Below are 25038 nucleotides of genomic sequence, written 5' to 3'. Positions count from 1 at the left end.
CGGCGGATCCTTTTGGCGAAGAATCCTCCAATCAAATCACTTCAAGCCGTCCTCACCCTTGCGTCGTGTACTGTGGAATCCGCTTCAGCGCGACGCGCTTTAAAGTCCTGTGTAGCGACGGTCGCCGCTACAGGTCTTATTCGGCCGCCTTCAGCGCCTGCTCGATGTCCTCCAGCAGGTCGTCGGCGTCCTCCAGGCCGACGGAGAGCCTGAGCGTGCCCGGCCCGATGCCGAGTTCGGCCCGCGCGTCGTCGCTCAGGTTCTTGTGCGTCGTCGTCGCCGGATGGGTGATCAGGCTCTTGGCGTCGCCGAGATTGTTCGAGATCAGCACGATGTCGAGCGCGTTCTGAAAGGCGAAGGCCGCCTGCTTGCCGCCCTTGACGTCGAGGCAGATCAGCGTCGAACCGCCCGACATCTGCTTCTTGACGACATCCGCCTGCGGATGATCGGCCCGGCCCGGATAGATGACGCGGGCGATCTCCGATCGGCCGGCGAGGAAATCCGCGATCTTGCCGGCGCTTTCGGTCTGCTGGCGCACGCGCAGCGGCAGCGTCTCCAGGCCTTTCAACAGCGTCCAGGCGTTGAAGGGCGACAGGCTGGGACCGGTGTGGCGGAAGTAGTCGTGCAGGTTCTCGTCGATCCATTTCTTGTCGGACAGGATGACGCCGCCGAGGCAGCGGCCCTGGCCGTCTATGTGCTTGGTCGCCGAATAGACGACGATATGGGCGCCGAGCAGCAAGGGCTTCTGCTGCAGCGGCGTGGCGAAGACATTGTCGACGATCACGCGCGCGCCGATGGAATTGGCGAGCTTGGCAACCGCGGCGATGTCGACCACTTCCAGCGTCGGATTGGTCGGGCTTTCGAGGAAGAACAGCTTGGTGTTCGGCCTTATCGCCTTTTCCCAATTGGCGATGTCGGTGCCGTCGACCAGCGTCGCTTGGATGCCGTAGCGCGGCGCCAGTGTCTCGACCACCCAGCGACAGGAGCCGAACAGGGCGCGCGCTGCAACGATATGGTCGCCGGCCTTGGCGCTGCAGAACAACGCGGCTGAGACGGCCGCCATGCCGGAAGCGGTGGCGCGGGCATCCTCGGCGCCTTCGAGCGCGCACATGCGCTTTTCGAACATGTCGACCGTCGGGTTGGCGTAACGCGAATAGATGAAACCGGGCTCCTCGCCCTTGAAGCGGGCTTCCGCGGCTTGCGCGGTCTCATAGACATAGCCCTGGGTGAGATACATCGCCTCGGATGTCTCGCCGAAGCCGGAACGCAGCGTTCCGCCATGCACGAGTGCCGTCTGAGGTTTCCAGTTACGCTTCTTGGTGCTCATAGCCCTGCTTCCAGACACAAAAAAACCGGCCGCGAAGTCGCAACCGGTCCATATAGCCTTGCGGCTCGACGGTCCTTTAGCGACTTATTTAACGTGGCTGCAAGCCGACCGGCCAAATCACCACGGGATAACGACGCTTTAAACCCGCGCCGCGCTTGCGTCAATTGCCGGCTTCATTAAGAGGTTTGTACCAGCAGAGCGGAGTAAGACTTTGCGGCAGACAGGCATTCTTCCCGACCAGGATATTTCCGCGCTGTTCCAGTCCGGTGCGCTGAAGTCGCCGCGCGCGCTGGACACCAACCAGATCCAGCCGGCCAGCCTTGACCTGAGGCTCGGCGACACGGCCTTCCGCGTGCGAGCCTCCTTCCTGCCCGGCCCCGATCATCGGGTAGCCGACAAGCTCGAGCGGCTGAAGTTGCATGAATTCAGCCTCGCCGAGGGCGCGGTGCTGGAGACGGGTTGCGTCTACATCGTGCCGCTGCTCGAAAGCCTGGCGCTGCCCTCGAATGTGTCCGCTTCCGCCAATCCCAAGAGCTCGACCGGGCGCCTCGACATCTTCACCCGGGTGATGACCGATCGCGGCCACGAGTTCGATAAGATCGCCGCCGGCTATCACGGGCCGCTCTATCTCGAAGTTAGTCCGCGCACCTTCCCGATCGTCGTGCGAGCCGGCTCGCGGCTGTCGCAGATCCGTTTCCGCACCGGCAACGCGGTGCTTTCGGAGAGCGAGCTGCGCGACCTTCACCGCGCCGAGATGCTGGTCGCCACCGAGCCGCCCAATATTTCAGGCGGTGGCATCGCGCTCTCCATCGACCTCGACGGCGACAAGGACGGCCTTGTCGGCTACCGCGGCAAGCACCACACCGGCCTGGTCGATGTCGACAAGCGTGCCGCGCAGGATGTCGTCGATTTCTGGGAGCCGATCTACAAGAGCGGCGCCGGCGAACTCGTGCTCGACCCCGACGAATTCTACATCCTGGTCTCGCGCGAAGCGGTGCACGTGCCGCCACTCTACGCCGCCGAGATGACGCCTTTCGATCCGCTGGTCGGCGAGTTCCGCGTCCACTATGCCGGCTTCTTCGACCCGGGCTTCGGCCACTCCGCCGCCGGCGGCAGCGGCAGCCGCGCTGTGCTGGAAGTGCGCAGCCACGAGGTGCCTTTCATCCTCGACCACGGCCAGATCGTCGGCCGCCTCGTCTACGAGCATATGCTGAAGCGCCCGCAGGCGCTTTACGGCACCGATCTCGGATCGAACTACCAGGCGCAGGGCCTGAAGCTCTCCAAGCATTTTCGCGCCGCGCGCTAAGGTCTGAGCTGCTGACCTCTCCCTTAGGGGAGATCACGCTCTCACAGCGCCTTCACCGCCACCTTGACCGGCGTTTCGATCTCAAGCGGATTGCGCAGCGGCAGGCCGAAATCCTGCGCTTCGATCTCGAACGTATCGCCGGCCTCGGTCCTGATGCCATCGGCGAAGGAGAGCGTCGCGGTGCCGAACATATGCACATGCACGTCGCCCGGCTGGCGGAAGGCCGAATATTTGAAATGATGGTGCTCGAGATTGGCGATGGTGTGCGACATGTTCGCTTCGCCGGACAGGAACGGCTTTTCCCACAGAAGCTTGCCGTCGCGCCAGATGCGCGATGCGCCGCGGATGTCGGCCGGCAGGTCGCCGATCAGGATTTCGGGGCCGAACGAGGCGTTGCGCAGCTTAGAGTGGGCGAGGAATAGATAGTTCACCCGCTCCGTCACGTGGTCGGAGAATTCGTTCGATAGCGTGAAGCCGACACGGAACGGCGCGCCGTCGTCGCCGATCACATAGATACCGGCGATCTCCGGCTCCTCGCCGCCGTCCTGCGCGAAGGCCGGCGACATCAGGGGCGCGCCGGGGGCCACCGCCATCGTGCCGTTGCCTTTGTAGAACCATTCCGGCTGCACGCCGACCTGGCCCTTGGCCGGCTTGCCGCCTTCCAGCCCCATGCGGAACATCTTCATGGAATCGGTGAGCTCCTCCTCGCCGCCCTCGCTGAGCTTCTTGTGCATGGAATCGCGCGTCGCCGCGGAGCCGAGATGCGTCAGGCCGGTGCCGGTGAGATGCAGATGCGCGGGATCGGGGTGGTTGATCGGCGACACCAGCCTGCCCCTCTTGTAGGCGGCATCGAGATCGACCGTCTCGCCATAGCCCTTGCGCTCGATCAGCGCTTCGAGCCCGGTGCCGGTGCGCGCGGCCTCCATCGCCAGCGAATAGACGCTGCGCGCGCCGTTGATGATCCTGGTCTTGCCGCCGCCGTTGCGGGCGACGACGCGGATCGTCTCGGCGTCGTCGAGGATCTGGGAGATCAGCATGTTGAAATCCTCTCTCATTTTGCCGGCCGCCCGCGGGCAAGCCTTGACTGGCGCGGCGCGGAGCAATCCCCGCCACGGTTGAAACTCTTCGTCCGGATTGCGTTCGCGAGCCTGGTCCTTGCTGGACTCTTGGCGCCGACGGGTTGCCGGCAGCTTCGCGATCTGAAACCCGTATGCCTCCTTAAATCCGCTTCCGGCCTTCAGGCCTTGTTCTTGTTGTAGACGTCGAAGATCACGGCGCCGAGCAGCACCAGGCCCTTGACCACCTGTTGCCAGTCGACATTGACGCCCATGATCGACATGCCGTTGTTCATCACGCCCATGATGAAGCCGCCGACCACGGCGCCGATGACCTGGCCGACGCCGCCCATCGCCGAGGCGCCGCCGATGAAGACGGCCGCGATCACGTCGAGCTCGCTGCCGAGACCGGCCGCCGGCACCGCCTGGCCGAGGCGCGCCGCGATGATCAGTCCGCCCAGCGCCGAAAGCACGCCCATGTTGATGAAGACCAGCAGCGTCAGCCTCTCGGTGTTGATGCCCGAGAGCTGCGCGGCCTTGGCGTTGCCGCCCATGGCGTAGATGCGGCGGCCAATGGTCATGCGCTTGGTGACGAAGACGAACAGCGAGATCAGCACGCCCATCACCAGGAGCACGACCGGCAGGCCCCTGTAGCTCGCGAACTGGAAGACCAGGAACAGCGCCAGCGCGCTGCCGACCAGCGTCTTGACGACGAACAGCGGGAAGGGCTCCGCCTCATAGCCATGCCGCTCGCGCTTGCGCCGCGTCCTGAAGCCGAAATAGGCATAGGCGAGCACCGCGACCAGACCCAGCACGATCGTCGTCATGTGCAGCGTCAAGCCGCTGCCGACGATGGTCTTGCCGGCGGCATTCACCGTCGGCGGGATCAGCATCAGTGGGCCGATGACGTCCGGGATGAAGCCGGAGCTCAGCGCCTTGAAGTCGGGCGGAAGCGGGCCGACCGAAGAGCCGCCGCCGAGCAGCGCCTGGCAGATGCCGCGGAAGATCAGCATGCCCGCCAGCGTCACGATGAAGCTCGGTATCCGGTGATAGGCGATCCAGTAGCCTTGCGCGGCGCCGATAAGGCCGCCGACGATCAGGCAGATGATCGAAACCACCAGCGGATTCGAGAATATCCCGAGCGGCCAGATCACCATCATCATCGCGGCGAGCGCGCCGATGAAACCGGCGACCGATCCCACGCTGAGATCGATATAGCCGGAGACGATGACCAGGAGCATGCCGAGCGCCATCACGATGATGAACGAGTTCTGCTGCACCAGATTGCTGAGGTTGACCGGTTTGAACAGCGTTCCCGACGTCGTGTACTGGAAGAACAGCATGATGACGATCAGTGCGATGATCAGGCCGTATTCGCGCAGATTCGTCGTCAGCGCCGAGACGGCGACGCGCTGTCCCTGCTTGACGTCCTCGGCGACGCCGCTTTGCGGCGCGGGAGCGCTGTCTGTGCTCATGATGCTTTTCCTTCTCCGCGAACGATGGCGCGCATGATTTTTTCCTGGCTTGCGTCGCTTGCCGCCATTTCGCCGACGATACGCCCTTCATTCATGACATAGATGCGGTCGGAGATACCGAGCAGTTCAGGCATTTCCGACGAGATGACGATGATCGCTTTGCCCTCGGCGGCGAGGCGCGCGATGATCGTATAGATTTCGTACTTCGCGCCGACGTCAATGCCGCGGGTCGGCTCGTCCATGATCAAAACCTCCGGATCGGCGAACAGCCATTTGGACAGCACGACCTTCTGCTGGTTGCCGCCCGAAAGGTTGCCGGTGAGCTGGTAGACGCTGGAGGCGCGGATATTGGTCTTCTTGCGATAGTCGTTGGCGACGCTCATCTCGCGCATGTCGTCGATGACGCCGCGGCTGGAAACGCCGCCCAGATTGGCCAAAGTCACATTGTGCTTGATGTGGTCGATGAGGTTGAGGCCGTAGGTCTTGCGGTCCTCGGTGACATAGGCGATGCGGTTCTCCACCGCCTTGCTCACTGTCGAAAGATCGAGCGGCTTGCCCCTGAGCAGCACCTCGCCGCTGATGCGCCGGCCGTAGGTGCGGCCGAACAGGCTCATGGCGAATTCGGTACGGCCGGCGCCCATCAGCCCGGCGATGCCGACAACCTCGCCCTTGCGCACATTGATATTGATGTTCTTGATCACCTGCCGCTCGGCATGGATCGGGTGGTAGACCGACCAGTCCTTGACCTCGAAGATGACCTCGCCGATCTTCGGCTCGCGCGGCGGGTAGCGGTCGTCGAGCGAACGGCCGACCATCGAGGTGATGATGCGGTCTTCCGAGATGTCCTTCCTCGGCAGGGTCTCGATGGTGCGCCCGTCGCGGATCACCGTCACCTTGTCGGCGACGCGGTTCACCTCGTTGAGCTTGTGCGAGATCAGGATCGAGGTCATGCCCTGGCGCTTGAACTCGAGCAGGAGGTCGAGCAGCGCCTGGCTGTCCTTTTCGCTGAGCGACGCCGTCGGCTCGTCGAGGATCAGAAGCTTCACTTCCTTGCTCAGCGCCTTGGCGATCTCGACCAGCTGCTGCTTGCCGACGCCGATGTTGGTGATCAGCGTCTTGGGGTCTTCCTTGAGGCCGACCTTCTTGAGCAGGGCGCTGGTGCGCGTCTCGTTGGCGTCCCAGTCGATGACGCCGTAGCTGGCGTGCTCGTTGCCGAGGAAGATGTTTTCCGCGATCGACAGCATCGGCACCAGGGCAAGCTCCTGGTGGATAATGACGATGCCGATATGCTCGCTGTCGTGAATGCCTTTGAAATTGCATTCCTCGCCGCGGAAGATGATCTGGCCGTCATAGGTGCCGGACGGATAGACGCCCGACAGCACCTTCATCAGCGTCGACTTGCCGGCGCCGTTCTCGCCGACGATGGCGTGGATCTCACCTTCCTCGACGCTGAGATTGACGTTCGACAACGCCTTCACGCCGGGAAACGTCTTGGTGATGTCGCGCATCTCCAAAATCGTCGAGGCCATCAGGATCTGCTCCCTGGCGCACGGCTCCCAATCGGCATCGATCGTGGAAAGGCCTGTGCGCAAAATCAACATGCTGCGGCGGCTTCGCGTTGCGGATCGGCGCGTGACGCTGCAGAAGCCGGCAAAAACAATACCGGGGTCGGCTCTGAACGAAAAGGGGCCCTGCGTTGCGCAGGACCCCTCCCTTCGAGGCTGGATTACTTCAGCTCGTCGGCCTTGATGTAGCCGGAGTCGACGACCTGCGCCTGATAGTTCGACTTGTCGACCTCGTGCGGCGTCAACAGGATCGACGGAACGACCTTGACGTCGTTGTTGTAGGTCTTTTCGTCGAGGCCGTCGGGCTTGCCGCCGGAGAGCACCTTGTCGACCAGCTGCACGGTGGCCTTGGCCAGTTCGCGGGTGTCCTTGAACACGGTCGAATACTGCTCGCCCGAGATGATCAGCTTGACCGAGGCGGTTTCGGCGTCCTGGCCGGTCACGATCGGCCAGGGCTGCGCTTCCGTGCCGTAGCCGACGGCGCGCAGCGAGGCGGTGATGCCGCGCGACAGGCCGTCATAGGGCGACAGAACGCCATCGACGCGGCTGCCGTCCGAATAGTTGGCCGAAAGCAGGTTGTCCATGCGCGCCTGGGCAGTGGCGGCGAGCCAGCGCAGCGTGCCGACCTTGTCCATGCCCGTCTGGCCGGACTTGATCTTGATCGAGCCGTCATCGATCAGCGGCTGCAGGACCGACATGGCGCCGTTGTAGAAGAAGAAGGCGTTGTTGTCGTCCGGCGAGCCGCCGAACAGCTCGACGTTCCACGGCTTGGTGTTCGGGAAACGCTCCTTGAGGCCCTTGACCAGCGAGTTCGCCTGGATGACGCCGACACCGAAATTATCGAAGGTGGTGTAGTAGTCGACATTGCCCGTCTTCTTGATCAGGCGGTCGTAGGCGACGACGACGACGCCTGCGTCATTGGCCTTCTGCAGCGCGTCGGCCATGGTGGTGCCGTCGATCGAAGCGATGATCAGCGCCTTCGGGCCCTTGGTGATTTCGTTTTCCAGCTGGCTGAGCTGGTTCGGGATGTCGTCCTGCGCATATTGCAGGTCGACGGTGTAGCCGAGCGCTTCGAGCTGGGACTTGACGGCGTCGCCGTCGTTGATCCAGCGCTGCGAGGTCTTGGTCGGCATCAGCACGCCGACGAGACCCTTGTCGGCGGCATGCGCCGAATAGGTCATGGCGGCGATGCCAAGGGCCGCGACGGCGGCCAGCGTCTTGATGATCTTCACGATTACTCTCCCTGGTTGATGGACGCGACACCTCGGGGCTTCGCGGGCCGCGCAACCGAACAGGTGCGCTGGCGCGCCACTGTCGGCTTTATCGATCTCCGGTATCCTCCCAATCGGCCCCGCGGCGCAGTTTAAATCGATACGAATTTGCTCGTTGCCGACCGTTGCGCCTCGGAACGCGCGAAGGGTGGGTCCCTTTGACATAACTGTCAAATGCGATCTTTGCTGGTTGCTATATCGAAACTGATATAGCTTAAGGAGCTGATAGAACCCGGACAAGAGACCGAAAACCATGGCGGCATTGCGCGATCCCGATGCGATTTCAGGGAGTTACGAGAAGTTGCCGGGAGATGGCGAGACGCTGCTGCGCAGCGGCCTCAGTCTTCGCCATATGCGCATGATCACCGCCCTGGACGATCACGGACGGGTGAGCGCCGCCGCCCAGGTCATGAACATCTCCCAGCCGGCCGCCTCGCGCATGATCGCCGAGATGGAGGCGGTGCTCGACGTGAAGTTGTGCGAACGGCTGCCGCGCGGCGTGACGCTGACCCCTTTTGGCCAGGCGCTCGCCCGCCGTGCCCGCTCCATTTTGCTCGAGATGCGGGAGGCCGACCGAGAGATTTCCGAGCTCAAGGCCGGCAAGGGCGGCTCGGTCTTCCTCGGCGCGGTGACGGCGCCGGCGATCGAATTGGCCGTGCCGGCGATCCGTGAGATCCGCCGCATCTATCCGCGCATCGAGATCACCATGCAGGTCGAGACCTCGAACGTGCTTGCCCGCGAACTGATCGCGTCGCGTCACGACTTCATCATCGCCCGCATCCCCGACGACCTCAATCCGCGGCTCTTCGAATCGCGCGTCATCGGCGTCGAGAAGGCCTGCCTCATCGTGCGCCGCGGCCACCCCTTGGCGAGCGGCCGGATGGTGCGGCTGGAGGAGACGGCGGGCTATGACTGGGTGTTCCAGTCCGGCGGCTCGCCGCTTCGCCAGGCCATGGAAAGCAACTTCTTGAACCGCGACATTCCGCTGCCCGACCGCATCCTCAACACCTCTTCGCTGTTGCTCACCTTGGTGATGGTGGCGCAGTCCGACGCCATCGCGCCGGTCTCGATCCAGGTCGCCAAGTTCATCCAGGGCGGCGACGGGCTGGCCGGCGCCATCGATGTCGTGCAGACCGAGTTCGACATCGAGGTCCGGCCCTACAGCCTGATCACGGTCAAGAATCGCGTGCTCTCGCCCGCCGCCAAAATGCTGCACGACTTCATCCTGCGCGAAGTGGGGTAATGGAACGAGAATGCTACTTGTGCGTTCAAACCGATCGGCCGCTCGCTGGAGCCCGTTGCGGGTGAGGGAAGGCTGCCGATGCTCAACAGCTCGGGAGGTTTCGATGGAACGTCGGTTGTTTCTGACTGGAATGCTTGGGGTTGCGGGGGCGGCAGCGCTTGCAAGCCTGGCCGGACCAGCCAAGGCGGTTGCCGGCATCCCCAAAGGCAACGGGATTCTCGATGAATTGGACAAGCCGGATCCGGCCATCTACGAGGAGGATGACCAGGCCGATCTGCTGCAGCCAGCTCAGTATTACCGCCGTCGGTATTACCGTGACCGGTACTACCGCCGCCGCCGTCGGCGCGTTTGGAGACGGGTCTGCCGCCGCTACTGGCGCTATGGCCGGCGTCATGTCCGCTGCTGGCGCCGCCGCGTCTGGATCGGCTTCCGGCTCTAGGCCGATAGCAACTACCTGCCCCGGGGCCTACCGGGTGAATCGCTGACTGGGTCTTGCATGGGTGTGCAAGGCCCAAACGTTCGCTTACAAACAGCCGAATTCACCCTCGCGCAAACTGCTCGGCCTGAGGGTCGATCCGATGCAATTCCGCCCCGCGATGGCCGGCAGCCGACCTGAATCGGACGCGCAATTTGGCCCCTTGGTGAGGTCTGACTCAAATCCCTGCAGTGCAAGCTGGAGCGGGTAGCGGGAATCGAACCCGCGCGTTCAGCTTGGGAAGCTGACAAGCTACCATTACATCATACCCGCGTCGGCCACCTCGTTAACATGAGGCCCGGGCTGCAAGCAATCGGCAAAGCAGCGCTGCCAATGAAGGCACCCCCCTGGACCTCCAGCAGCGCCGCTTGATGGCGGACAAGCGAATGCGTATTTCTGGGCCACGCTGCCGAATCGGGCGGCTCGAACTGGAGAATGGCCTTGTCCGCATTGACGCGCTTTCTTGGCGACACGCCGCTCAGGGTGTTCCTGAAGCTGCTGGTGGTCTCCTTCCTCGTCGGCCTCGTCATGCATGCCTTCGGCTGGTCGCCGATGGACGTCTTCTATGGCATCCGCCAGTTCTTCGTCGATCTGTGGAATCTCGGCTTCCACGCCATCGACCGCTTCCTGGGCTATATCCTGCTCGGCGCGGCGATCGTGGTGCCGGTGTTCATCCTGCTCAGGATCGCCAGCTACAGGAAATAGCTCGGCGTAGCATCACGCATATCGGGAGGCGACCTCGAACAGGATGGCGTGCCGCGCGGCCAGCGCCGGCACGTCGGTCGAGTAGCCGCCGCCGATGACGCCGCAAAACGGCACGCCCTGCTCACGGAAATGGCCGATGACCATGTCTTCGCGGGCGCTGAGGCCATCGTCGCTTAGTGCCAGCCGGCCCAGCCTGTCCTCGGCATGGACATCCACGCCGGCATTGTAGAAGACGAGGTCCCAGCGCCTTTGCCGGGATAGGTCCGGCAGGATGGCGGCGAGCCGCTCGAGATAAGCGCCGTCGCCGGTGCCGTCCGGCAAGGCGACGTCGAGGTCTGAGGCGATCTTGCGCACAGGGTAATTGCGCTCGCCATGCATGGAAAAGGTGAAGGCGCGAGGCTCGTCCTTCAGGATGTTGGCCGTGCCGTCGCCTTGATGCACGTCGAGGTCGACAACCAGCACATTTTCGACGGCGCCTTCGGCCAGCAGCGCCAGCGAGGCGACGGCGACATCGTTGAAGGTGCAGAAACCGGCGCCTTGCGCGCGCCTGGCATGATGGCTGCCGCCGGCCGCGTTGCAGGCGATGCCGTGTCTCAGCGCCAGCCTGGCGGCCAGCACCGTGCCCGCGGTGGCAAGCTGCGCCCTCAGCGACACGCGCGGACCGACCGGAAAGCCGATCTCGCGCTCTATTGTCTCCGGCACCTGGCAGGCGATTACCTGATCGACATACTCGGCCGCGTGCGCGAGCTTCAGCCGCGCGGCCGGCGCCGGTTCCGGCATCGAGAGCGCGCCCGGTGCGGCCAGCCCGCGCATATGCAAGGCCTCCATCAAAAGCGGATATTTGCTCATCGGAAAGCGGTGGTTGACGGCGAAGCCGGCGTCATAGTCGGGGTGATGGACGATCTGCAGCGGCATGGATCGGGAGGCCTGCGCCAGCTCTGAGCAATTCCAGGAAAAGTGTGAAACGGTTTTCCGTCCGGAATTGCGTAAGGCCAGCGGAAAATTCGGTTGGCAGTTCGGCGGATGGTGGTTGCGTGGCGCCGGCAAACTGAGGCACATCGGGTTCTCGATCAAGCCGCAATCAGCCAGGCAGCAATGGACGCAACCCAAGCCAGCGCCAGATCCTTCGCGGTCACCAACCGCTCGGTGCTGGCGATCGCCGTGCCGATGACGCTTGCCTATCTGACGACGCCGCTGCTCGGCATCGTCGACACGGCGGTGGTCGGCCAGTTCGGCGACGCGGCCTTGCTTGGCGGCCTGGCGGCGGGATCGCTGGTCTTCGACGTCGTCTTCACCACGTTCAATTTCCTGCGCTCCGGCACCACCGGCCTCGTCGCCCAGGCATTCGGGCGCGGCGATCCGCTGGAGGAACAGGCGGTGCTGTGGCGCGCCGTGCTGATCGCGGTCGTCGCGGGCGTCATACTTGCCGCTCTTTCGCCGCTCTTTGCCGTCGCCGGCCAATGGTTCATGGGCGCCGAGCCGCGCGTCAGCGCGGCGATGTCGGTCTATATCCGCATCAGGCTGCTGGCAGCGCCTTTCTCGCTCATCAACTACGCCATACTGGGCTACGTGCTGGGGCGCGGCGAGGGCGGGCTCGGGCTGATGCTGCAGGCCGTGCTCAACGGCATCAACATCGCGCTCTGCTTCCTGCTCGGCCTCGAGCTTGGCTGGGGCGTTGCCGGCGTCGCCTGGGCGACCGTCACCGGCGAGTTCCTGGCCATGCTGCTTGGCCTTGCCATCGTGCTCAACCGTTTCCGCAAGCTAGAGCGGCCGTCACGCCGCCGCATCCTCGACCTCCCGGCCTACCGGCGCATGCTGTCGCTCAACCGCGACATCATGATCCGCTCCTTCTCGCTGCTTGCCGCCTTCGCGCTGTTCACCAGGCAGGGCGCGCAATTCGGCACCGTGACGCTCGCCGCCAACGCCGTGCTGATGAACTTCTTCCTCATCGCCGGCTATTTCCTCGATGGTTTCGCCACCGCCGCGGAGCAACTGGCCGGTCGCGCCATCGGCGCGCATGCGCCTGCCCCGTTCCGGCAGGCCGTCCGGCTGACGCTGATCTGGGGTTTTTGTCTTGCCGGCATCGCCACGCTCATCCTGTTGACCGTCGGCACCAGTCTGGTGGCACTGGTGACCACGTCTCCAGAAGTCCGCGCGGTCGCCGACACCTATCTGCCCTGGGCGGCCTTCACGGCGCTGAGTGGCGTGCTGGCCTTCCAGATGGACGGCGTCTTCATCGGCGCTACCTGGTCGCGCGACATGCGTAACATGATGCTGTTGTCGTTCCTCGTCTTCAGCGCCGCGCTCATCACCCTGGCGCCGGCCTTCGGCAACAACGGCCTATGGGCGTCGCTGCATGTCTTCCTGCTGGTGCGGGGAGCGAGTTTGCTTGCGGTGCTGAGGCTCAGGGTGCGCACGGCATTTTAGGGTCGATTGTTCAGCTTCGGTTGGGCGCCGGCGTTTCTCAGCCCCAGAGATCGGTCGAGAGATACTTCAGGCCGGAATCGCAAATCACGACGGCGATCGCCTTGCCTGATTGATCACCGCGCAGGAGACGCAGCGCAGCGGCCACATTCGCTCCCGAGGAGAAGCCGCCGAAGATACCTTCGCTGCGCGCGAGCAGGCGCGTGGCCTCGCGTGCTTCATCGCCGGAAATCTGAAGATAACCATCGACGGGCGCGTTGTTCAGAAATGCCAGGTCCGGCATGGCGTAGCCGCCGCCTTGAATGGGGTGCTCGGGCTGGGTGACCGTCTCTCCCGCGGCGGCCGCGGCCCCCTCGGGCTCGACGATGAAGCACTTGATCAGAGGGTTGCGTTCCTTCAGCGCCCTTGCCACCCCGGCATATGTGCCGCCCGAGCCGATGAAGTCGACGAATGCATCGACGGCGCCATGGCTGGCGTCCCAGATTTCTGGCCCGGTTCCGTGATAATGCGCAAGCCAGTTCCCGTCGCGATGGAACTGGTCGGCGCGGTACGCGCCACGTTCCGCCGCAACCGCTTTGGCGGCCTGCTCGACGAGCGCCAGGTCGCCACCCGAGACCTGCCCCGGCACCGACCTCGGCAGCTGGTCCACGAGGATGACTTCCGCGCCGAGCGCCGTCATCATGCGTGCACGCTCTTCGGAGTTGCCCTTCGACATCACCGCGACGAAGGGGTAACCCCTGACGGCGCAAATGATGGCGAGCCCCGTGCCCATGTTTCCGGAGGTAAGCTCGACCACCGTTTGACCCGGCTTGATGGCGCCGGATCTCTCGGCCTCCTCGATTATTCCAAGTGCCGCACGGTCCTTCTTGGAAAAGCCCGGATTGAGATATTCCAGCTTGGCCAGGATTGCGCCGTCGACGCCCGCCTGCGCCGTCAGCCTGTCGAGCCGGACCAATGGCGTTCCACCGATCGAGTCCACGACGGAGTCCAGAATTTCGGCCATCGTTTGTCGTCCTGATTGGTGGGAACTCTCAGAGTCGTTCGGACCAGCTTGCGCAGCCGGTGTCGCGCAGCTCTCCGATGGATTTGAGGTGTTCCCTCTCCGCAAAGCGCGCCATGCCGGCAACGATGCGCCCCGGCAGCGCCGGGCCGGCATAGATCATGCCGGTGTAGAGCTGGACGAGGTCGGCGCCGGCGCGGATCTTTTCCAATGCGGCCTCGGTGGAATCGACGCCGCCGACACCGATAATGGCCATGTCGGGTCCGAGCAGCTTGCGCATGCGGGCCAACACAGCGGTGGAACGCCCGAACAGCGGCTTGCCCGAAAGGCCGCCGGCTTCGCCGGCCGCGGTCGCGCTCCGCAACCCGGTCCGCGCCAGCGTCGTGTTGGAGACGATGACGCCGTCGATCTTTTTCTCGCTCACCTCGGCGGCGATGTCTTCGAGTTCCGCCTCGACGAGATCCGGCGCGATCTTGAGGAAAACCGGCGGTTGCGCCGACGCGGCCGCACGCGCGGCCATCACCCGCGACAGCAATTCGCCGAGCTGCTCGCGCGCCTGCATGTTGCGCAGGCCTGGCGTGTTGGGCGAGGAGATGTTGACCGTCAGATAGCTCGCATAGGGCGCGAAGCGGGCGACGCCGCGCTCGTAGTCGGCGATGCGGTCGGCGCTGTCCTTGTTGGCGCCGATGTTGACGCCGACGATCCCCGGTCGCCCCTTGCGCGCCGCAAGCCGTTTTTCGGCCGCCGCGTGGCCTTCATTGTTGAAGCCCAGTCGGTTGATCACCGCCTCGTCCGCCGTCAGCCGGAAGATGCGCGGCTTCGGATTGCCCTGTTGCGGCAGCGGCGTGACGGTGCCGACCTCGGCAAAGCCGAAGCCAAGCCCCAGCAGCGCGTCCGGCACTTCGGCGTTCTTGTCGTAGCCGGCGGCCATGCCGAGCGGGTTCGGGAAATCGAGGCCGCAAAGGCTCAGCTTGAGCCGCGCGTCGCGCGGCGTCGTCGCCCCAACCGGAAGCCCGCAGCGCAGCGCCGCGATCGACAGGCCGTGAGCGGTTTCCGGATCGAAGGAGAAAAGCAGTTTCTGGCCGATCCGGTCGAGCACGCTCATTCGCCCTCCAGCGCCGGGAATTCGTGGCCACCGGCGCCGTGCGGCAGCGGTTTCACCCAGAGAACGGCATCGAGAGCGAGCGCGGCGTAGAGATGCGGGAACAAGGCACCGCCGCGCGACACCTCGTATTTCAGCGCCTCGCCCAGTTTGGCCCCGTCGATGGCGATCAGCAGCAGGTCCGTCTGTCCGGCGAAATGCTTGGCCGCCGTCTCGCGCACCTGGCCGGCGGTGGAGAAATGGATGAAGCCGTCGGCGATGTCGATCGGCGCGCCGATGAAGCGCCCGTTCCTCTCGGCTTCGCGCCAAAGCGCCTCGGGGGCAATCTTGTAGATAATCTGAGACATTGTCGCGCTATAATCCGAACCGAAGGTAGGGGGAAGGCTCAAGCTCGACTCTTCCCCATTTCCGGCGCAAACCTGTGATATGGCGCCTTCACTGGCTCATGGAGGAACAACATGCGTCTGCAGCACATCCTGATCCCCGCGGCGCTTTGCTCGCTGGTTGCCGCTTCCGCCTATTCCGAGGAGACCGACCACTACCGCTTGGAGAAGTCCGCCGACGGTTATGTCCGCATGGACACCCGAACCGGCGCCATGTCGATCTGCGAGGAGCGCTCCGGCCAGCTCGTCTGCAAGATGGCCGCCGACGAGCGCGCCGCGTACCAGGACGAGATCGACCGGCTGGACAATTCGGTCAAGGCGCTCGACGCGCGCGTCGCCAAGCTCGAGAATTCGCTCTCCGCCCGGCTGGAATCCAACCTGCCCAGTCAGGAGGATTTCAACAAGTCGCTCGGCTACATGGAGCAGTTCTTCCGGACCTTCAAGGACATCGTCAAGGACATGGACAAGGACGATGGCGACGGCGGCACCAAGCTGAATCAGAAGACCTGAACCGGGCGCGCGGCCGAGCCGTCCTGGGAAAAACCCCGCGCGCGGCCTTTGCCGCTTGAAAACGCGCCGCGTCGCCGCATAATCGGTCCGGTCCCCGCAAGAAGCACACAATGATGATGGGATCGGGGGAGGAATATTTGCCGTCGGGCCACACTTTCGTCATTGCCGACGACCATCCGCTTTTTCGCGGCGCGCTGAAGGAGGCGCTGGCCGGCATCGGCGACGTTGCCGCCATCCATGAGGCCGGCGATTTCGAAAGCGCCAAGGCGCTGGTGCTCGCCAACGAGGATGTCGACATGGTGCTGCTCGACCTGTCGATGCCGGGCGCCAGCGGCCTGTCCGGCCTGATCGCGCTGCGCGGCATCCATCCGGCGGTGCCGCTGGTGGTGGTATCGGCGCATGACGATCCCGTCACCATCCGCCGCGCGCTCGATCTCGGCGCTTCCGGCTTCATCTCCAAATCGGCGAGCATGGAAGAGATACGCGGCGCCGTGCAGGCGGTGCTTGCCGGCGATATCGCCGCGCCCACCGGCGTCGAGCTGGGCGTCGAGCGCGATCCGGAAATCTCCGACCTGATCAAGCGGCTGCAGGCGCTGACGCCACAGCAAACGCGGGTGCTCGGCATGCTGGCGGAGGGCCTGCTCAACAAGCAGATCGCCTATGAGCTCGGCGTTTCCGAGGCCACCATCAAGGCGCATGTCTCGGCCATCCTGCAGAAGCTCGGCGTCGACAGCCGCACCCAGGCCGTCATCCAGCTTTCGAAGATCGGCGGCGATCCGCTGCAGCCGGTTGGCTGATCATTCCGCCGCCGGCGCCAGCGGCCTGACGCGCGCCATCATCGAGCGCAGCACCGCCGGCTTCAGCGGCTTGTTGATGAGCGGAATGTCGAGCCGGTCGGCAGCCGCGCGCACCTCGCTGGAGCGGTCGGCGGTGACCAGCACGCAGGCAAGGTCCCGTCCGTAGGCGGCGCGCAGTGTGGCGATCGCATCGAGGCCGGTGCCGCCGTCGAGATGGTAATCTGCCAGCACGAGGTCCGGCTTCGGCGCGCCGGGTTTCAGCAGATCGCCTGAGCCCGAAGCCGTCTCGACATGGCATCCCCAGCCTTCGAGCAGCAGCCGCATGCCGTCGAGGATGCGCGCGTCATTGTCGATGCACAGCACATTGAGCCCGGCAAGCGTCGAGGCGGAGCGGGCCGGCGCCTTGCCGGCCTCGCGCGGCGGCGCGGCGACCGCCGCGACCGGCAGGATGACGGAAAAGCGCGTCCCCCTGCCGGGGTTGGAGTGGATGCGGATCTCGAGCCTCAGCACCCTGGCGATACGGTCGACGATGGAGAGCCCCAGGCCAAGGCCTTCGGCCTCGCGCACGCCCTCGTCGAGGCGCGTGAACTCGTGGAAGACCGTGTTGAGCTTGTCGCCGGCAATGCCGATGCCGGTGTCGATCACCTGGATCTCGGCCAGTTCGCCGCGTCGCCGCACTCCAACCAGGATGCGACCCTGGCGCGTGTATTTGATGGCGTTGGAAACGAGGTTCTGGATCAGCCGGCGCAGCAGGTTGCGGTCGGTCATGACGCCGAGCGAGGATGGGATGATCGTGAGTTCGAGCTTCTTTTCAGCGGCAAGCGGGCGGAAATCATTGCCGATCTGGCCGAGCAGTCCGCCGAGGTTGAAGGCGGCGTTCTCGGGCTTCATGGCGCCGGCGTCGAGCCGCGAGATGTCGAGCACGGCGCCGAGGATGGTCTCGACCGATTCCAGCGAGGATTCGATATTGACCGCGGCCTTGCCGGCCGGTCCCTTGCCCGCCTTCTCGATCAGCGACGAGCAATAGAGCCGGGCGGCGTTGAGCGGCTGCAGGATGTCGTGACCGGCGGCGGCCAGGAAGCGCGTCTTGCCGAGATTGGCTTCCTCGGCCAGCATCTGCGCCTGCGCCAGCTCTTCGTTGACGCGCGTGAGCTCGATGGTGCGGGTCTTGACCCGTTGCTCCAGCGATTCATTGGCCCGCTTCAGCGCCAGGTCCTGCTCGACGCGGCCGGAAATGTCGGCATAGGTGGCGACGATGCCGCCGTCGGGCATCGGGTTGGAGCGCAGCTCCAGGATGCGGCCGCTGGTCCTCAGCTCCATTTGCCACGGGCCGGCGAAACTGGTCAGCCGGTTGAGCGTGGTCACGCGCTGGTCGGCGGGAATGTCGCCGCGCTCGGCGAGATGGCGCAGGATCCGGTCGAGCGAGACGCCGACCTGGCCCATCTCGTCCGGCAGGTCGAACAGCAGCCGGTATTGCCGGTTCCAGCAGATCAACCGGAAATCGCGATCGAAGACGGTGATGCCTTGCTCCATCTGGTCGAGCGCGATCTGAAGCAAGTCGCGATTGTGCTGCAGCGCCTCGGTGGCGTCGTCGAGCAGCTTGAAGGCATCCTTGGAGTCGCGGTCGTTGCGGCGGAAGAGCAGCGACAGGATCAGCCGCGCCGAGGAAGAGCCGACGGCGCTTGCCAGCAGTTGCTCCGAGAAGCGGATGACATCCATGCTGGCCTGTTCGGTACCGTGCAGGGAGACTTTCGCGTCCCTTTCGAAGGATTGGAACGAGCGCTCCGTGCGCTCGACGCCGAGATAGCGCGAGATCGTATCCTTCAGGTCGTTGACGGTGACGGCAGTGCGGAAGCGCCTGAGGCTCGGCATCGGGCCGGCCTCGCGCGGCACGAAGATCGCCGCCTGGATGCGCTCCAGCGGCACGGATGCGCGGGAGAGGGAGCCGAGGACAAAAAACAGCGCGTTGACCGAGAGGCTCCACAGCACGCCATGGTTCAGCGGCTCGCCGACGGTGCCGAACAGCGCCTGCGGCCTCAGCGCCTCGAAGCCGAACAGGCCGTGGGCCACGATGTCGGAAGCGGGACCGACGAGCGAGGGGAGCAGCAGCGTGTAGCCCCAGACGGCGATGCCGGCGACCATGCCGAGCGCGGCGCCCCGGCCATTGGCGCGGCGCCAGATCAGGCCGCCGATCAGCGCAGGCGAGAATTGAGCGATCGCGGCAAAAGACATCAGGCCGATCGAGGACAGCCGCGCGCTGTTGGTGCTCTCGCGATAATAGAGGAAGGCGATGAACAGCATGATGAAGATCGAGGCGCGGCGCACATTGAGGATGAGCGTCGACCAGTCCTCGTTCTCCGAGGAACTGGTCTTGAGCACGCGCCGCACGAACAGCGGGATGACGAGATCGTTGGAGATCATGATCGACAATGCGACGCTCTCGACGATCACCATGGCGGTCGCCGCCGACAGGCCGCCGACAAAGGCGGCCATCGCCAGCAGGTCATGCCCGCTGAGCAGCGGCAGCGACAGCACGTAAAGGTCGCTGCTGGTCCTGGCGCCGACCAGCGACAGGCCGGCAAAGGCGATCGGCAGCACGAAGAGGTTGATCGCCACCAGATAGAGCGGGAACACCCAGGTCGCCGTGCGCAACTCCGCCTCGCTGCGGTTCTCGACGATGGTGACGTAGAACTGTCGTGGCAGCATCAGCACGGCAAAGCCGCTCAGGCCGGTCAGCACCAGCCAGGTGGCCAAAGAGGTGCTGTAGCTCATGGCCTGGCGCACCTGGCCATTTCCGGCGAGCTTGGCGAACATGTCGCCGGGCCCGCCGAAGATCAGGAACGTCACCATCAGGCCGATGGCGAGAAAGGCGGCGAGCTTGACCACGGTCTCGACCGCCACCGCGAGCACCAGGCCGTCCTGATGTTCCGTGGCGTCGGCATGGCGGGTGCCGAACAGCACCGCGAACAGCGCCAAAAGCATCGCCACCACGAGCGAGATATCGCTGACGAACGGATCGAAGGAGGGCGGCGAGCCGGTATAATGCTCGACCATCAGGCTGACGGAGCCCGAGATCGCCTTCAGCTGCAGCGCGATATAGGGCACCGCGCCGATGGTCGCGATCAGCGTCGCGATCGCCGCGACGGTGAAGCTCTTGCCGTAGCGGGCGCCGAGGAAGTCGGCGATCGAGGTGATCTTCTCGCTTTTTGCCAGCCGGATCATGCGGCTGAGCAGCGGGAAGCCGAACACGAAGACCAGCACCGGGCCTGTATAGATGCCGAGGAATTCGAGGCCGCGCTCGGAGGAAAGGCCGACCGAGCCGAAAAAGGTCCAGGACGTGCAATAGATGGCGAGGCTGAGCGCATAGATGAAGGGCCGTGCCCGGCCCAGGCCGATGGTTGCCGCACGCCGGTCGCCGACGCTGGCGATGGCGAAAAGCAGCGTCACATAGGCGATCGCGATGATGACGACGAACCAGCCTAACACGGTCCGCACTTCCTCCCTGGCCGTTTGCCTCCTCCGGCAATCACGCAACCACAGCTTGGCGCCTGAGTCCATCGCGGCTTTCGGCGCATATGTGCTTGATGACGCTGCGTAAACACAAAGCGGTGCTTTGGCCTATTTTCCGGTTTTGCAACTGGGGGTTTTTGTTATGGTGGCCTGGGGCCGGCGCCGAAGGACATTGGTGAGGCGGCAGCGCGGTCCGTCACGGAGGGTCGAATGCTGAAAGAATTCCAGGAATTCATTTCCAAGGGCAATGTGATGGACTTGGCCGTGGGCGTCATCATCGGCGCCGCCTTCGGCAAGATCGTCGATTCCTTGGTCAACGACATCATCATGCCGATCGTCGGCGCGATCTTCGGCGGGCTGGACTTCAACAATTACTTCTTCGGACTGTCCTCGAACGTTCATTCGACCGCGCTGGCCGATGCCAAGAAAGAGGGCGCGGTCTTCGCCTATGGCAGCTTCATCACCGTGGTGCTGAACTTCCTGATCCTTGCCTTTATCATCTTTCTGATGGTCAAGGCCGTGAACAATATGCGCAAGCGTCTGGAGCGCGAAAAGCCCGCGCCTGCCGCTGCGCCGCCGCCGGCCGACGTACAGTTGCTGACCGAAATCCGCGACCTGCTCGCGAAACGGTAACTCCGCAACGAGCGCCCTGGACCAAAACCCCGGCCGCTTGCGGCCGGGTTTTCTGTTTGCGGCTGTCGTAAAAGAGGCTAGCAGTCACGAAAAACCGGACGGATTCTTGCATGACCCTGATCCAGACCTTGCGCACCGAAGCCCGAGCCGCACCCGAAAGCGGCATCGTTGCCGTCGTCAATCACGGCCGCTTGCGCGAAGGCCTGATCCCGCTCTGGGCCGGTGAGGGCGATCTGCCGACGCCGGCCTTCATCAGCGATGCCGCCGCCAAAGGGCTGGCCGACGGCGAGACGTTCTACACCTGGCAGAAGGGTATTCCCGCGCTCAGGCAGGCGCTCGCCCGCTACTACGCCAGGCATTTCCGCAGGACCTTTGCCGAGGAAGAGTTCATCGTCACCGGATCCGGCATGCATGCCATCCAGCTGGCCATCGACGCGGTCGCCGGCAGCGGCGACGAGGTGATCTATCTCTCGCCCGCCTGGCCGAATTTCGCCGCGGCCGCCGGCGTGGCGGGCGCGGTGCCGGTGCCGGTCACCCTCGACCAGTCCGGCAATGGCTGGTCCTGCGATGTCGACAAGATCGCCTCCGCGATCACGCCGCGCACCAAGCTGTTGTTCATCAACACGCCGTCCAACCCGACCGGCTGGACGGCCGACAAGGAGACGCTCCAGGCGATCCTCGATCTCGCCCGCCAAAAGGGCCTGTGGATCATTGCCGACGAGATCTATTCGCTGTTCCACTACGGCCATGGCCGCGCGCCGTCTTTCCTCGACATCGCCACGGCCGAGGACCGCATCCTGTTCGTCAACAGTTTCTCCAAGAACTGGGCGATGACCGGCTGGCGCGTCGGCTGGATCAAGACCCATCCCGCCTTGCAGCAGGTGTTCGAAAACCTGATCCAGTACTCGACCTCGGGCGTCGCCCAGTTCATGCAACGCGGCGCGGTCGCCGCCCTTGACGAGGGCGACGGCTTCATCGCCGAACAGGTGGAGCGCGCGCGTGCCGCCCGCGATCTCGTCTGCGGCATTCTGGGCGAAACCGGCAAGGCGCGTTTCACCGTGCCGCAGGGCGCCTTCTACCTGTTCTTCAGGGTCGACGGCCTCGCCGATGCCCGAAAAGCCGCCTTCGACATCGTCGACAACGCCAATGTCGGCCTGGCGCCCGGCACCGCCTTCGGCCCCGGCGGCGAAGCCTTCCTCAGACTATGCTTCCACCGCCGCCTCGATCAGCTCGAGGAAGCGGCGCATCGTTTGGCGAGGTGGATGAAGACGGTGTGAGGTCGTAGTCGGGCGGGAAGTGTTTGTTTGCGAACCCTTTTTCTGCACCGCTTCGTTCTTGGGCAGACGTGACGGCATGGATTCCAGGGTCTGCGCGCGTCGCTTCGCTCCTTGCTTCGCCCTGGAATGACGACGGAAGGACGGCCTCGGACAATCTCCAACGTTTGCGATTGTCGGTTGGCAAAATGGACGTCGTCATCCTAGGGCGAAGCAGTCGCGAAGCGACGTCGCGGAGACCCTAGGATCCATGCCGTGACTTAGGAGCGGCGCAGCGTTGGAAAACGAGAAACAGTGATAAGCGGAGCGCGGCCAGCGCTCCGACAGCTGCAAGTCACCCGCCTGATTTCGGCACCAGGAGCGGAATGATCCGATCGGTCTTGGCGACAGCGGGACGGCCGGAGCTGGCATAGGGAATGCCCAGCGCATCCCAGGTCTCGACCAGCGCGTCCTGCAATTCGGCGATCAGCGCGTCCGAATGGAACGGCGTCGGCGTGATGCGCAGCCGCTCGGTGCCGCGCGGCACCGTCGGATAGTTGATCGGCTGGATGTAGATGCCGTGCACGCCGAGCAGGCGGTCGCTGGCCATCTTGCAAAGCTCGGGGTCGCCGACCAGCACCGGCACGATATGGGTGGCCGATTCCATCACCGGCAAGCCGGCCGCCGCAAGCACCTGCTTGGTGCGCGCCGCCTGGCGTTGCTGCGCGTCGCGCTCGACCTGCGAGCGTTTGAGGTGGCGGATAGAGGCGGTGGTGGCGGCGGCGATGGCCGGCGGCAGCGCGGTGGTGAAGATGAAGCCCGGCGCATAGGAACGCACGGCGTCGATCACCGCGCTGGTGCCGGTGATGTAGCCGCCCAGCGTGCCGAAGGCCTTGGCCAGCGTGCCCTGGATGATGTCGATGCGGTCGGCCAGGCCTTCGCGCTCGGTGATGCCGCCGCCGCGCGGTCCGTACATGCCGACGGCGTGGACCTCATCGATATAGGTCATGGCGTTGTAGCGTTCGGCGAGCTCGACGATCTGCTTGATCGGCGCGATGTCGCCGTCCATCGAATAGACGCTCTCGAAGACGATCAGCTTGGCGCGTTCGCGCCCGGCCGCCTGCAGCAGGCTTTCCAGATGCGCGACGTCGTTGTGGCGGAAGATCTTCTTTTCCGCGCCCGAGCGCCGCACGCCTTCGATCATCGAGGCATGGTTCAGCTCGTCCGAGATGATCAGGCAGTTGGGGAGCAGCCGCGCGACGGTCGAGATCGAGGCCTCGTTGGAGACGAAGCCCGAGGTGAAGACAAGGGCTGCTTCCTTGTCGTGCAGGTCGGCGAGCTCATGCTCCAGCTCGACCAGCGGGTTGGACGTCCCGGAGATGTTGCGGGTGCCACCGGCGCCCGAACCCATCCGGCCGGCCGCGTTCTGGAAGGCGGCGATGACATCTTCGTTCTGGCCCATGCCGAGATAGTCGTTGGAGCACCAAACGGTGATTTCCTGGGCACGGCCGTTGGAACGCCAGATCGCGCGCGGGAACTTGCCCACCATGCGCTCGAGGTCGGCGAAAACGCGGTAGCGACGCTCGGCGTGGAGCTGGTCGATCGCATCTTCGAAGAACCGCTGGTAATTCATGTCGGCTTCCCAATTTTGCGGCGGATCATAGTCACTGCCCCATGCCACGTCCACCGGACCCAACCGGTCAAAATGCCACGCCTTTACCCTGTTCCTAACGATGCCGGATCGTGGCCTATTCCTGGCTGTTTGAAGCAGCTTTGTTTCAGTACGATGCCTCGGGCGGGAGGAACTGTTACGGACTTAACATTGTAGGGAGGCCAATGCATATCGCCCAAAAGTGCACAGCGGTTTGGGCGAACGACATAGGCTTTAACGGGCTTGCGGCGGGGTTTCCAGCGCGGTGGCTGTTGAGACAGTTTCCGATAAATCTTGATCAGCGAGGTAGATGATGACGGTTTTGGTGACGGGCGGTGCCGGTTATATCGGCAGCCACATGGTCTGGGAACTGCTGGACGCCGGCGAGAGCGTCGTGGTGCTCGACCGGCTTTCCACCGGCTTCGAATGGGCGGTGGCCCCGGAAGCAAGGTTGGTCGTCGGCGATGTCGCCGATCGTGACCTGGTTGGCCGGATCATCCGCGACAACAAGGTCGATGCCATCATCCACTTCGCCGGTTCGATCGTCGTGCCGGAATCGGTCGCCGACCCGCTCGGTTACTACGAGAACAACACCTGCAAGACCCGCACGCTGATCGAAACCGCGGTGCGCGAAGGCGTGCCGCATTTCATCTTCTCCTCCACCGCCGCCGTCTATGGCGGCGCCGGGCTGGAGCCGGTGCGCGAGGATGCCCGCCTTGCGCCGGAATCGCCCTATGGCCTTTCCAAGTTGATGAGCGAGTGGATGCTGCGCGATGCCGCCCTGGCGCACGACATCCGCTACACGGCGCTGCGCTATTTCAACGTCGCCGGCGCCGATCCAAAGGGCCGCACCGGACAGTCGACGCCCGGCGCCACGCATCTGATCAAGGTCGCCTGCGAGACCGCGCTCGGCAAGCGCCCCTTCATGCAGGTCTTCGGCAATGACTATCCGACGCCGGACGGCACCTGCATGCGCGATTACATCCATGTCAGCGATCTCGCCGCCGCGCACCGGCTGGCGCTGCAGCGGCTGCGCGCCGGTGGCGAGAGCCTCGTCGCCAATTGCGGCTACAGCCACGGCTATTCCGTGCTTGAGGTGATAGACAGCGTGCGCCGCGCCTTCGGCCATGACTTCGATGTGCGCATGGGGGACCGCCGGCCGGGCGACGCCGCCGCCGTGGTCGCCAATTCCGAGCTTGCCCGCAAGGAACTCGGCTGGACGCCGCAGCGTGACGATCTCGACTTGATCGTCAACGATGCGCTGGCCTGGGAACGAATCCTGACGACCAAGAACTCCGTTCGAGCCTGAGCAATTCCGGGAAAAGTGTGTAGCGGTTGGGTTCGGCGACTTCG

The 25038-nt window shown here is 64.4% G+C and carries 21 protein-coding genes, 1 tRNA gene and 1 riboswitch; of the genes, 10 read left to right on the top strand and 12 right to left on the bottom strand.

Going from position 1 to position 25038, the window contains the following annotated elements:
* Positions 1-136: 136 nt before the first annotated feature.
* Complete coding sequence (locus FJ424_RS30595) at positions 137-1327, bottom strand: O-succinylhomoserine sulfhydrylase (RefSeq protein ID WP_140659395.1); 1191 nt, start codon at positions 1325-1327, stop codon at positions 137-139.
* Positions 1328-1383: 56 nt separating this feature from the next.
* A riboswitch (SAM riboswitch) is annotated at positions 1384-1461 on the bottom strand.
* 77 nt (positions 1462-1538) lie between these two features.
* On the opposite strand from FJ424_RS30595, the gene FJ424_RS30590 reads away from it, so the two are divergent.
* Positions 1539-2633 (top strand): 2'-deoxycytidine 5'-triphosphate deaminase, encoded by a 1095-nt coding sequence (locus FJ424_RS30590; protein ID WP_140659394.1) that lies wholly within the window; start codon positions 1539-1541, stop codon positions 2631-2633.
* Between the two features lie 41 nt (positions 2634-2674).
* On the opposite strand, the gene araD1 is transcribed toward FJ424_RS30590, so the two are convergent.
* The 4 genes from araD1 to chvE all read right to left on the bottom strand — a co-directional run bounded on the left by araD1 (position 2675) and on the right by chvE (position 7960).
* On the bottom strand, positions 2675-3670 hold the full coding sequence (araD1, locus tag FJ424_RS30585; protein WP_140659393.1) for an AraD1 family protein: 996 nt from the start codon (positions 3668-3670) through the stop codon (positions 2675-2677).
* A 200-nt stretch (positions 3671-3870) separates the two neighbouring features.
* The gene (gene mmsB, locus FJ424_RS30580; RefSeq protein WP_140659392.1) at positions 3871-5163 is read right to left on the bottom strand and encodes a multiple monosaccharide ABC transporter permease; all 1293 of its coding nucleotides are present in this window, start codon (positions 5161-5163) and stop codon (positions 3871-3873) included.
* Positions 5160-6692, bottom strand: a complete 1533-nt coding sequence (gene mmsA, locus FJ424_RS30575; RefSeq protein ID WP_140659391.1) for a multiple monosaccharide ABC transporter ATP-binding protein — start codon at positions 6690-6692, stop codon at positions 5160-5162. The genes mmsB and mmsA overlap by 4 nt, the downstream gene beginning before the upstream one ends.
* Positions 6693-6889: 197 nt before the next feature.
* Positions 6890-7960 (bottom strand): multiple monosaccharide ABC transporter substrate-binding protein, encoded by a 1071-nt coding sequence (gene chvE / locus FJ424_RS30570; protein WP_140647381.1) that lies wholly within the window; start codon positions 7958-7960, stop codon positions 6890-6892.
* Between the two features lie 292 nt (positions 7961-8252).
* Here chvE and FJ424_RS30565 point away from each other — a divergent pair, with 292 nt between their 5' ends.
* Together FJ424_RS30565 and FJ424_RS30560 are read left to right on the top strand one after the other, a co-directional pair.
* Positions 8253-9242, top strand: a complete 990-nt coding sequence (locus tag FJ424_RS30565) for a LysR substrate-binding domain-containing protein (RefSeq protein WP_140659390.1) — start codon at positions 8253-8255, stop codon at positions 9240-9242.
* A gap of 103 nt (positions 9243-9345) precedes the next feature.
* Positions 9346-9681, top strand: a complete 336-nt coding sequence (locus FJ424_RS30560) for a protamine-2 (modular protein) (protein WP_140647383.1) — start codon at positions 9346-9348, stop codon at positions 9679-9681.
* A gap of 235 nt (positions 9682-9916) precedes the next feature.
* Here FJ424_RS30560 and FJ424_RS30555 read toward each other — a convergent pair.
* A tRNA-Gly gene (locus FJ424_RS30555) sits at positions 9917-9990 on the bottom strand.
* A gap of 162 nt (positions 9991-10152) precedes the next feature.
* Between FJ424_RS30555 and FJ424_RS30550 the strand changes: the two genes are divergently transcribed.
* The gene (locus FJ424_RS30550; RefSeq protein ID WP_181166832.1) at positions 10153-10422 is read left to right on the top strand and encodes a DUF6460 domain-containing protein; all 270 of its coding nucleotides are present in this window, start codon (positions 10153-10155) and stop codon (positions 10420-10422) included.
* 12 nt (positions 10423-10434) lie between these two features.
* Here the strand turns inward: FJ424_RS30550 and FJ424_RS30545 are convergent, their stop codons facing one another.
* Positions 10435-11337 carry a histone deacetylase gene (locus tag FJ424_RS30545; RefSeq protein ID WP_140659389.1) on the bottom strand — a complete coding sequence of 301 codons (903 nt, stop codon included), beginning with the start codon at positions 11335-11337 and terminating at the stop codon, positions 10435-10437.
* 180 nt (positions 11338-11517) lie between these two features.
* Here FJ424_RS30545 and FJ424_RS30540 point away from each other — a divergent pair, with 180 nt between their 5' ends.
* Positions 11518-12849: an MATE family efflux transporter gene (locus FJ424_RS30540; RefSeq protein WP_140659388.1), complete on the top strand. Its 1332-nt coding sequence runs from the start codon at positions 11518-11520 to the stop codon at positions 12847-12849.
* 37 nt (positions 12850-12886) lie between these two features.
* On the opposite strand, the gene FJ424_RS30535 is transcribed toward FJ424_RS30540, so the two are convergent.
* From FJ424_RS30535 to FJ424_RS30525, 3 genes are read right to left on the bottom strand one after another with little or no spacing between them, the layout of a single operon-like run.
* On the bottom strand, positions 12887-13849 hold the full coding sequence (locus tag FJ424_RS30535) for a cysteine synthase family protein (RefSeq protein WP_140659387.1): 963 nt from the start codon (positions 13847-13849) through the stop codon (positions 12887-12889).
* A gap of 28 nt (positions 13850-13877) precedes the next feature.
* The gene (locus FJ424_RS30530; protein WP_140659386.1) at positions 13878-14951 is read right to left on the bottom strand and encodes a quinone-dependent dihydroorotate dehydrogenase; all 1074 of its coding nucleotides are present in this window, start codon (positions 14949-14951) and stop codon (positions 13878-13880) included.
* Positions 14948-15295 (bottom strand): DUF952 domain-containing protein, encoded by a 348-nt coding sequence (locus tag FJ424_RS30525; protein WP_140659385.1) that lies wholly within the window; start codon positions 15293-15295, stop codon positions 14948-14950. Before FJ424_RS30525 ends, FJ424_RS30530 begins: the two co-directional genes overlap by 4 nt.
* Before the next feature lie 111 nt (positions 15296-15406).
* Here FJ424_RS30525 and FJ424_RS30520 point away from each other — a divergent pair, with 111 nt between their 5' ends.
* A complete protein-coding gene (locus tag FJ424_RS30520) occupies positions 15407-15841 on the top strand; it encodes a hypothetical protein (protein WP_140647389.1) in 435 nt (144 codons plus the stop codon).
* 137 nt (positions 15842-15978) lie between these two features.
* Complete coding sequence (locus tag FJ424_RS30515) at positions 15979-16638, top strand: response regulator transcription factor (protein ID WP_140647413.1); 660 nt, start codon at positions 15979-15981, stop codon at positions 16636-16638.
* Here FJ424_RS30515 and FJ424_RS30510 read toward each other — a convergent pair whose 3' ends face one another.
* Entirely contained in the window at positions 16639-20124 is a 3486-nt protein-coding gene (locus FJ424_RS30510; protein ID WP_181182226.1) for a PAS-domain containing protein, read from the bottom strand.
* A gap of 234 nt (positions 20125-20358) precedes the next feature.
* Between FJ424_RS30510 and mscL the strand changes: the two genes are divergently transcribed.
* Both mscL and FJ424_RS30500 read left to right on the top strand, forming a co-directional pair.
* A complete protein-coding gene (gene mscL, locus FJ424_RS30505; protein ID WP_140659383.1) occupies positions 20359-20781 on the top strand; it encodes a large conductance mechanosensitive channel protein MscL in 423 nt (140 codons plus the stop codon).
* Between the two features lie 110 nt (positions 20782-20891).
* Positions 20892-22058 carry a pyridoxal phosphate-dependent aminotransferase gene (locus FJ424_RS30500; RefSeq protein ID WP_140659382.1) on the top strand — a complete coding sequence of 389 codons (1167 nt, stop codon included), beginning with the start codon at positions 20892-20894 and terminating at the stop codon, positions 22056-22058.
* 331 nt (positions 22059-22389) lie between these two features.
* On the opposite strand, the gene hemA is transcribed toward FJ424_RS30500, so the two are convergent.
* Complete coding sequence (gene hemA / locus FJ424_RS30495; RefSeq protein ID WP_140659381.1) at positions 22390-23667, bottom strand: 5-aminolevulinate synthase; 1278 nt, start codon at positions 23665-23667, stop codon at positions 22390-22392.
* A gap of 331 nt (positions 23668-23998) precedes the next feature.
* On the opposite strand from hemA, the gene galE reads away from it, so the two are divergent.
* A complete protein-coding gene (gene galE / locus FJ424_RS30490; protein WP_140659397.1) occupies positions 23999-24994 on the top strand; it encodes a UDP-glucose 4-epimerase GalE in 996 nt (331 codons plus the stop codon).
* The last annotated feature ends 44 nt before the right edge of the window (positions 24995-25038 follow it).

Source organism: Mesorhizobium sp. B3-1-8 (genome assembly GCF_006439495.1).
Lineage (GTDB): Bacteria > Pseudomonadota > Alphaproteobacteria > Rhizobiales > Rhizobiaceae > Mesorhizobium.
The sequence above is the reverse complement of the archived record's forward strand: the minus strand, read 5'-3'. Positions and strand labels throughout refer to the sequence as shown.

Bases quoted from the DNA above. Each gene is read 5' to 3' on its own strand.
- galE (WP_140659397.1), top strand. From the start codon at position 23,999: ATGACGGTTTTGGTGACGGGCGGTGCCGGTTATATCGGCAGCCACATG.
- FJ424_RS30535 (WP_140659387.1), bottom strand. From the start codon at position 13,849: ATGGCCGAAATTCTGGACTCCGTCGTGGACTCGATCGGTGGAACGCCA.
- mscL (WP_140659383.1), top strand. From the start codon at position 20,359: ATGCTGAAAGAATTCCAGGAATTCATTTCCAAGGGCAATGTGATGGAC.
- mmsB (WP_140659392.1), bottom strand. From the start codon at position 5,163: ATGAGCACAGACAGCGCTCCCGCGCCGCAAAGCGGCGTCGCCGAGGAC.
- FJ424_RS30545 (WP_140659389.1), bottom strand. From the start codon at position 11,337: ATGCCGCTGCAGATCGTCCATCACCCCGACTATGACGCCGGCTTCGCC.
- FJ424_RS30500 (WP_140659382.1), top strand. From the start codon at position 20,892: ATGACCCTGATCCAGACCTTGCGCACCGAAGCCCGAGCCGCACCCGAA.
- FJ424_RS30560 (WP_140647383.1), top strand. From the start codon at position 9,346: ATGGAACGTCGGTTGTTTCTGACTGGAATGCTTGGGGTTGCGGGGGCG.
- FJ424_RS30525 (WP_140659385.1), bottom strand. From the start codon at position 15,295: ATGTCTCAGATTATCTACAAGATTGCCCCCGAGGCGCTTTGGCGCGAA.
- FJ424_RS30520 (WP_140647389.1), top strand. From the start codon at position 15,407: ATGCGTCTGCAGCACATCCTGATCCCCGCGGCGCTTTGCTCGCTGGTT.
- FJ424_RS30530 (WP_140659386.1), bottom strand. From the start codon at position 14,951: ATGAGCGTGCTCGACCGGATCGGCCAGAAACTGCTTTTCTCCTTCGAT.
- hemA (WP_140659381.1), bottom strand. From the start codon at position 23,667: ATGAATTACCAGCGGTTCTTCGAAGATGCGATCGACCAGCTCCACGCC.
- FJ424_RS30565 (WP_140659390.1), top strand. From the start codon at position 8,253: ATGGCGGCATTGCGCGATCCCGATGCGATTTCAGGGAGTTACGAGAAG.
- FJ424_RS30540 (WP_140659388.1), top strand. From the start codon at position 11,518: ATGGACGCAACCCAAGCCAGCGCCAGATCCTTCGCGGTCACCAACCGC.
- mmsA (WP_140659391.1), bottom strand. From the start codon at position 6,692: ATGGCCTCGACGATTTTGGAGATGCGCGACATCACCAAGACGTTTCCC.
- FJ424_RS30550 (WP_181166832.1), top strand. From the start codon at position 10,153: ATGGCCTTGTCCGCATTGACGCGCTTTCTTGGCGACACGCCGCTCAGG.
- araD1 (WP_140659393.1), bottom strand. From the start codon at position 3,670: ATGCTGATCTCCCAGATCCTCGACGACGCCGAGACGATCCGCGTCGTC.
- FJ424_RS30595 (WP_140659395.1), bottom strand. From the start codon at position 1,327: ATGAGCACCAAGAAGCGTAACTGGAAACCTCAGACGGCACTCGTGCAT.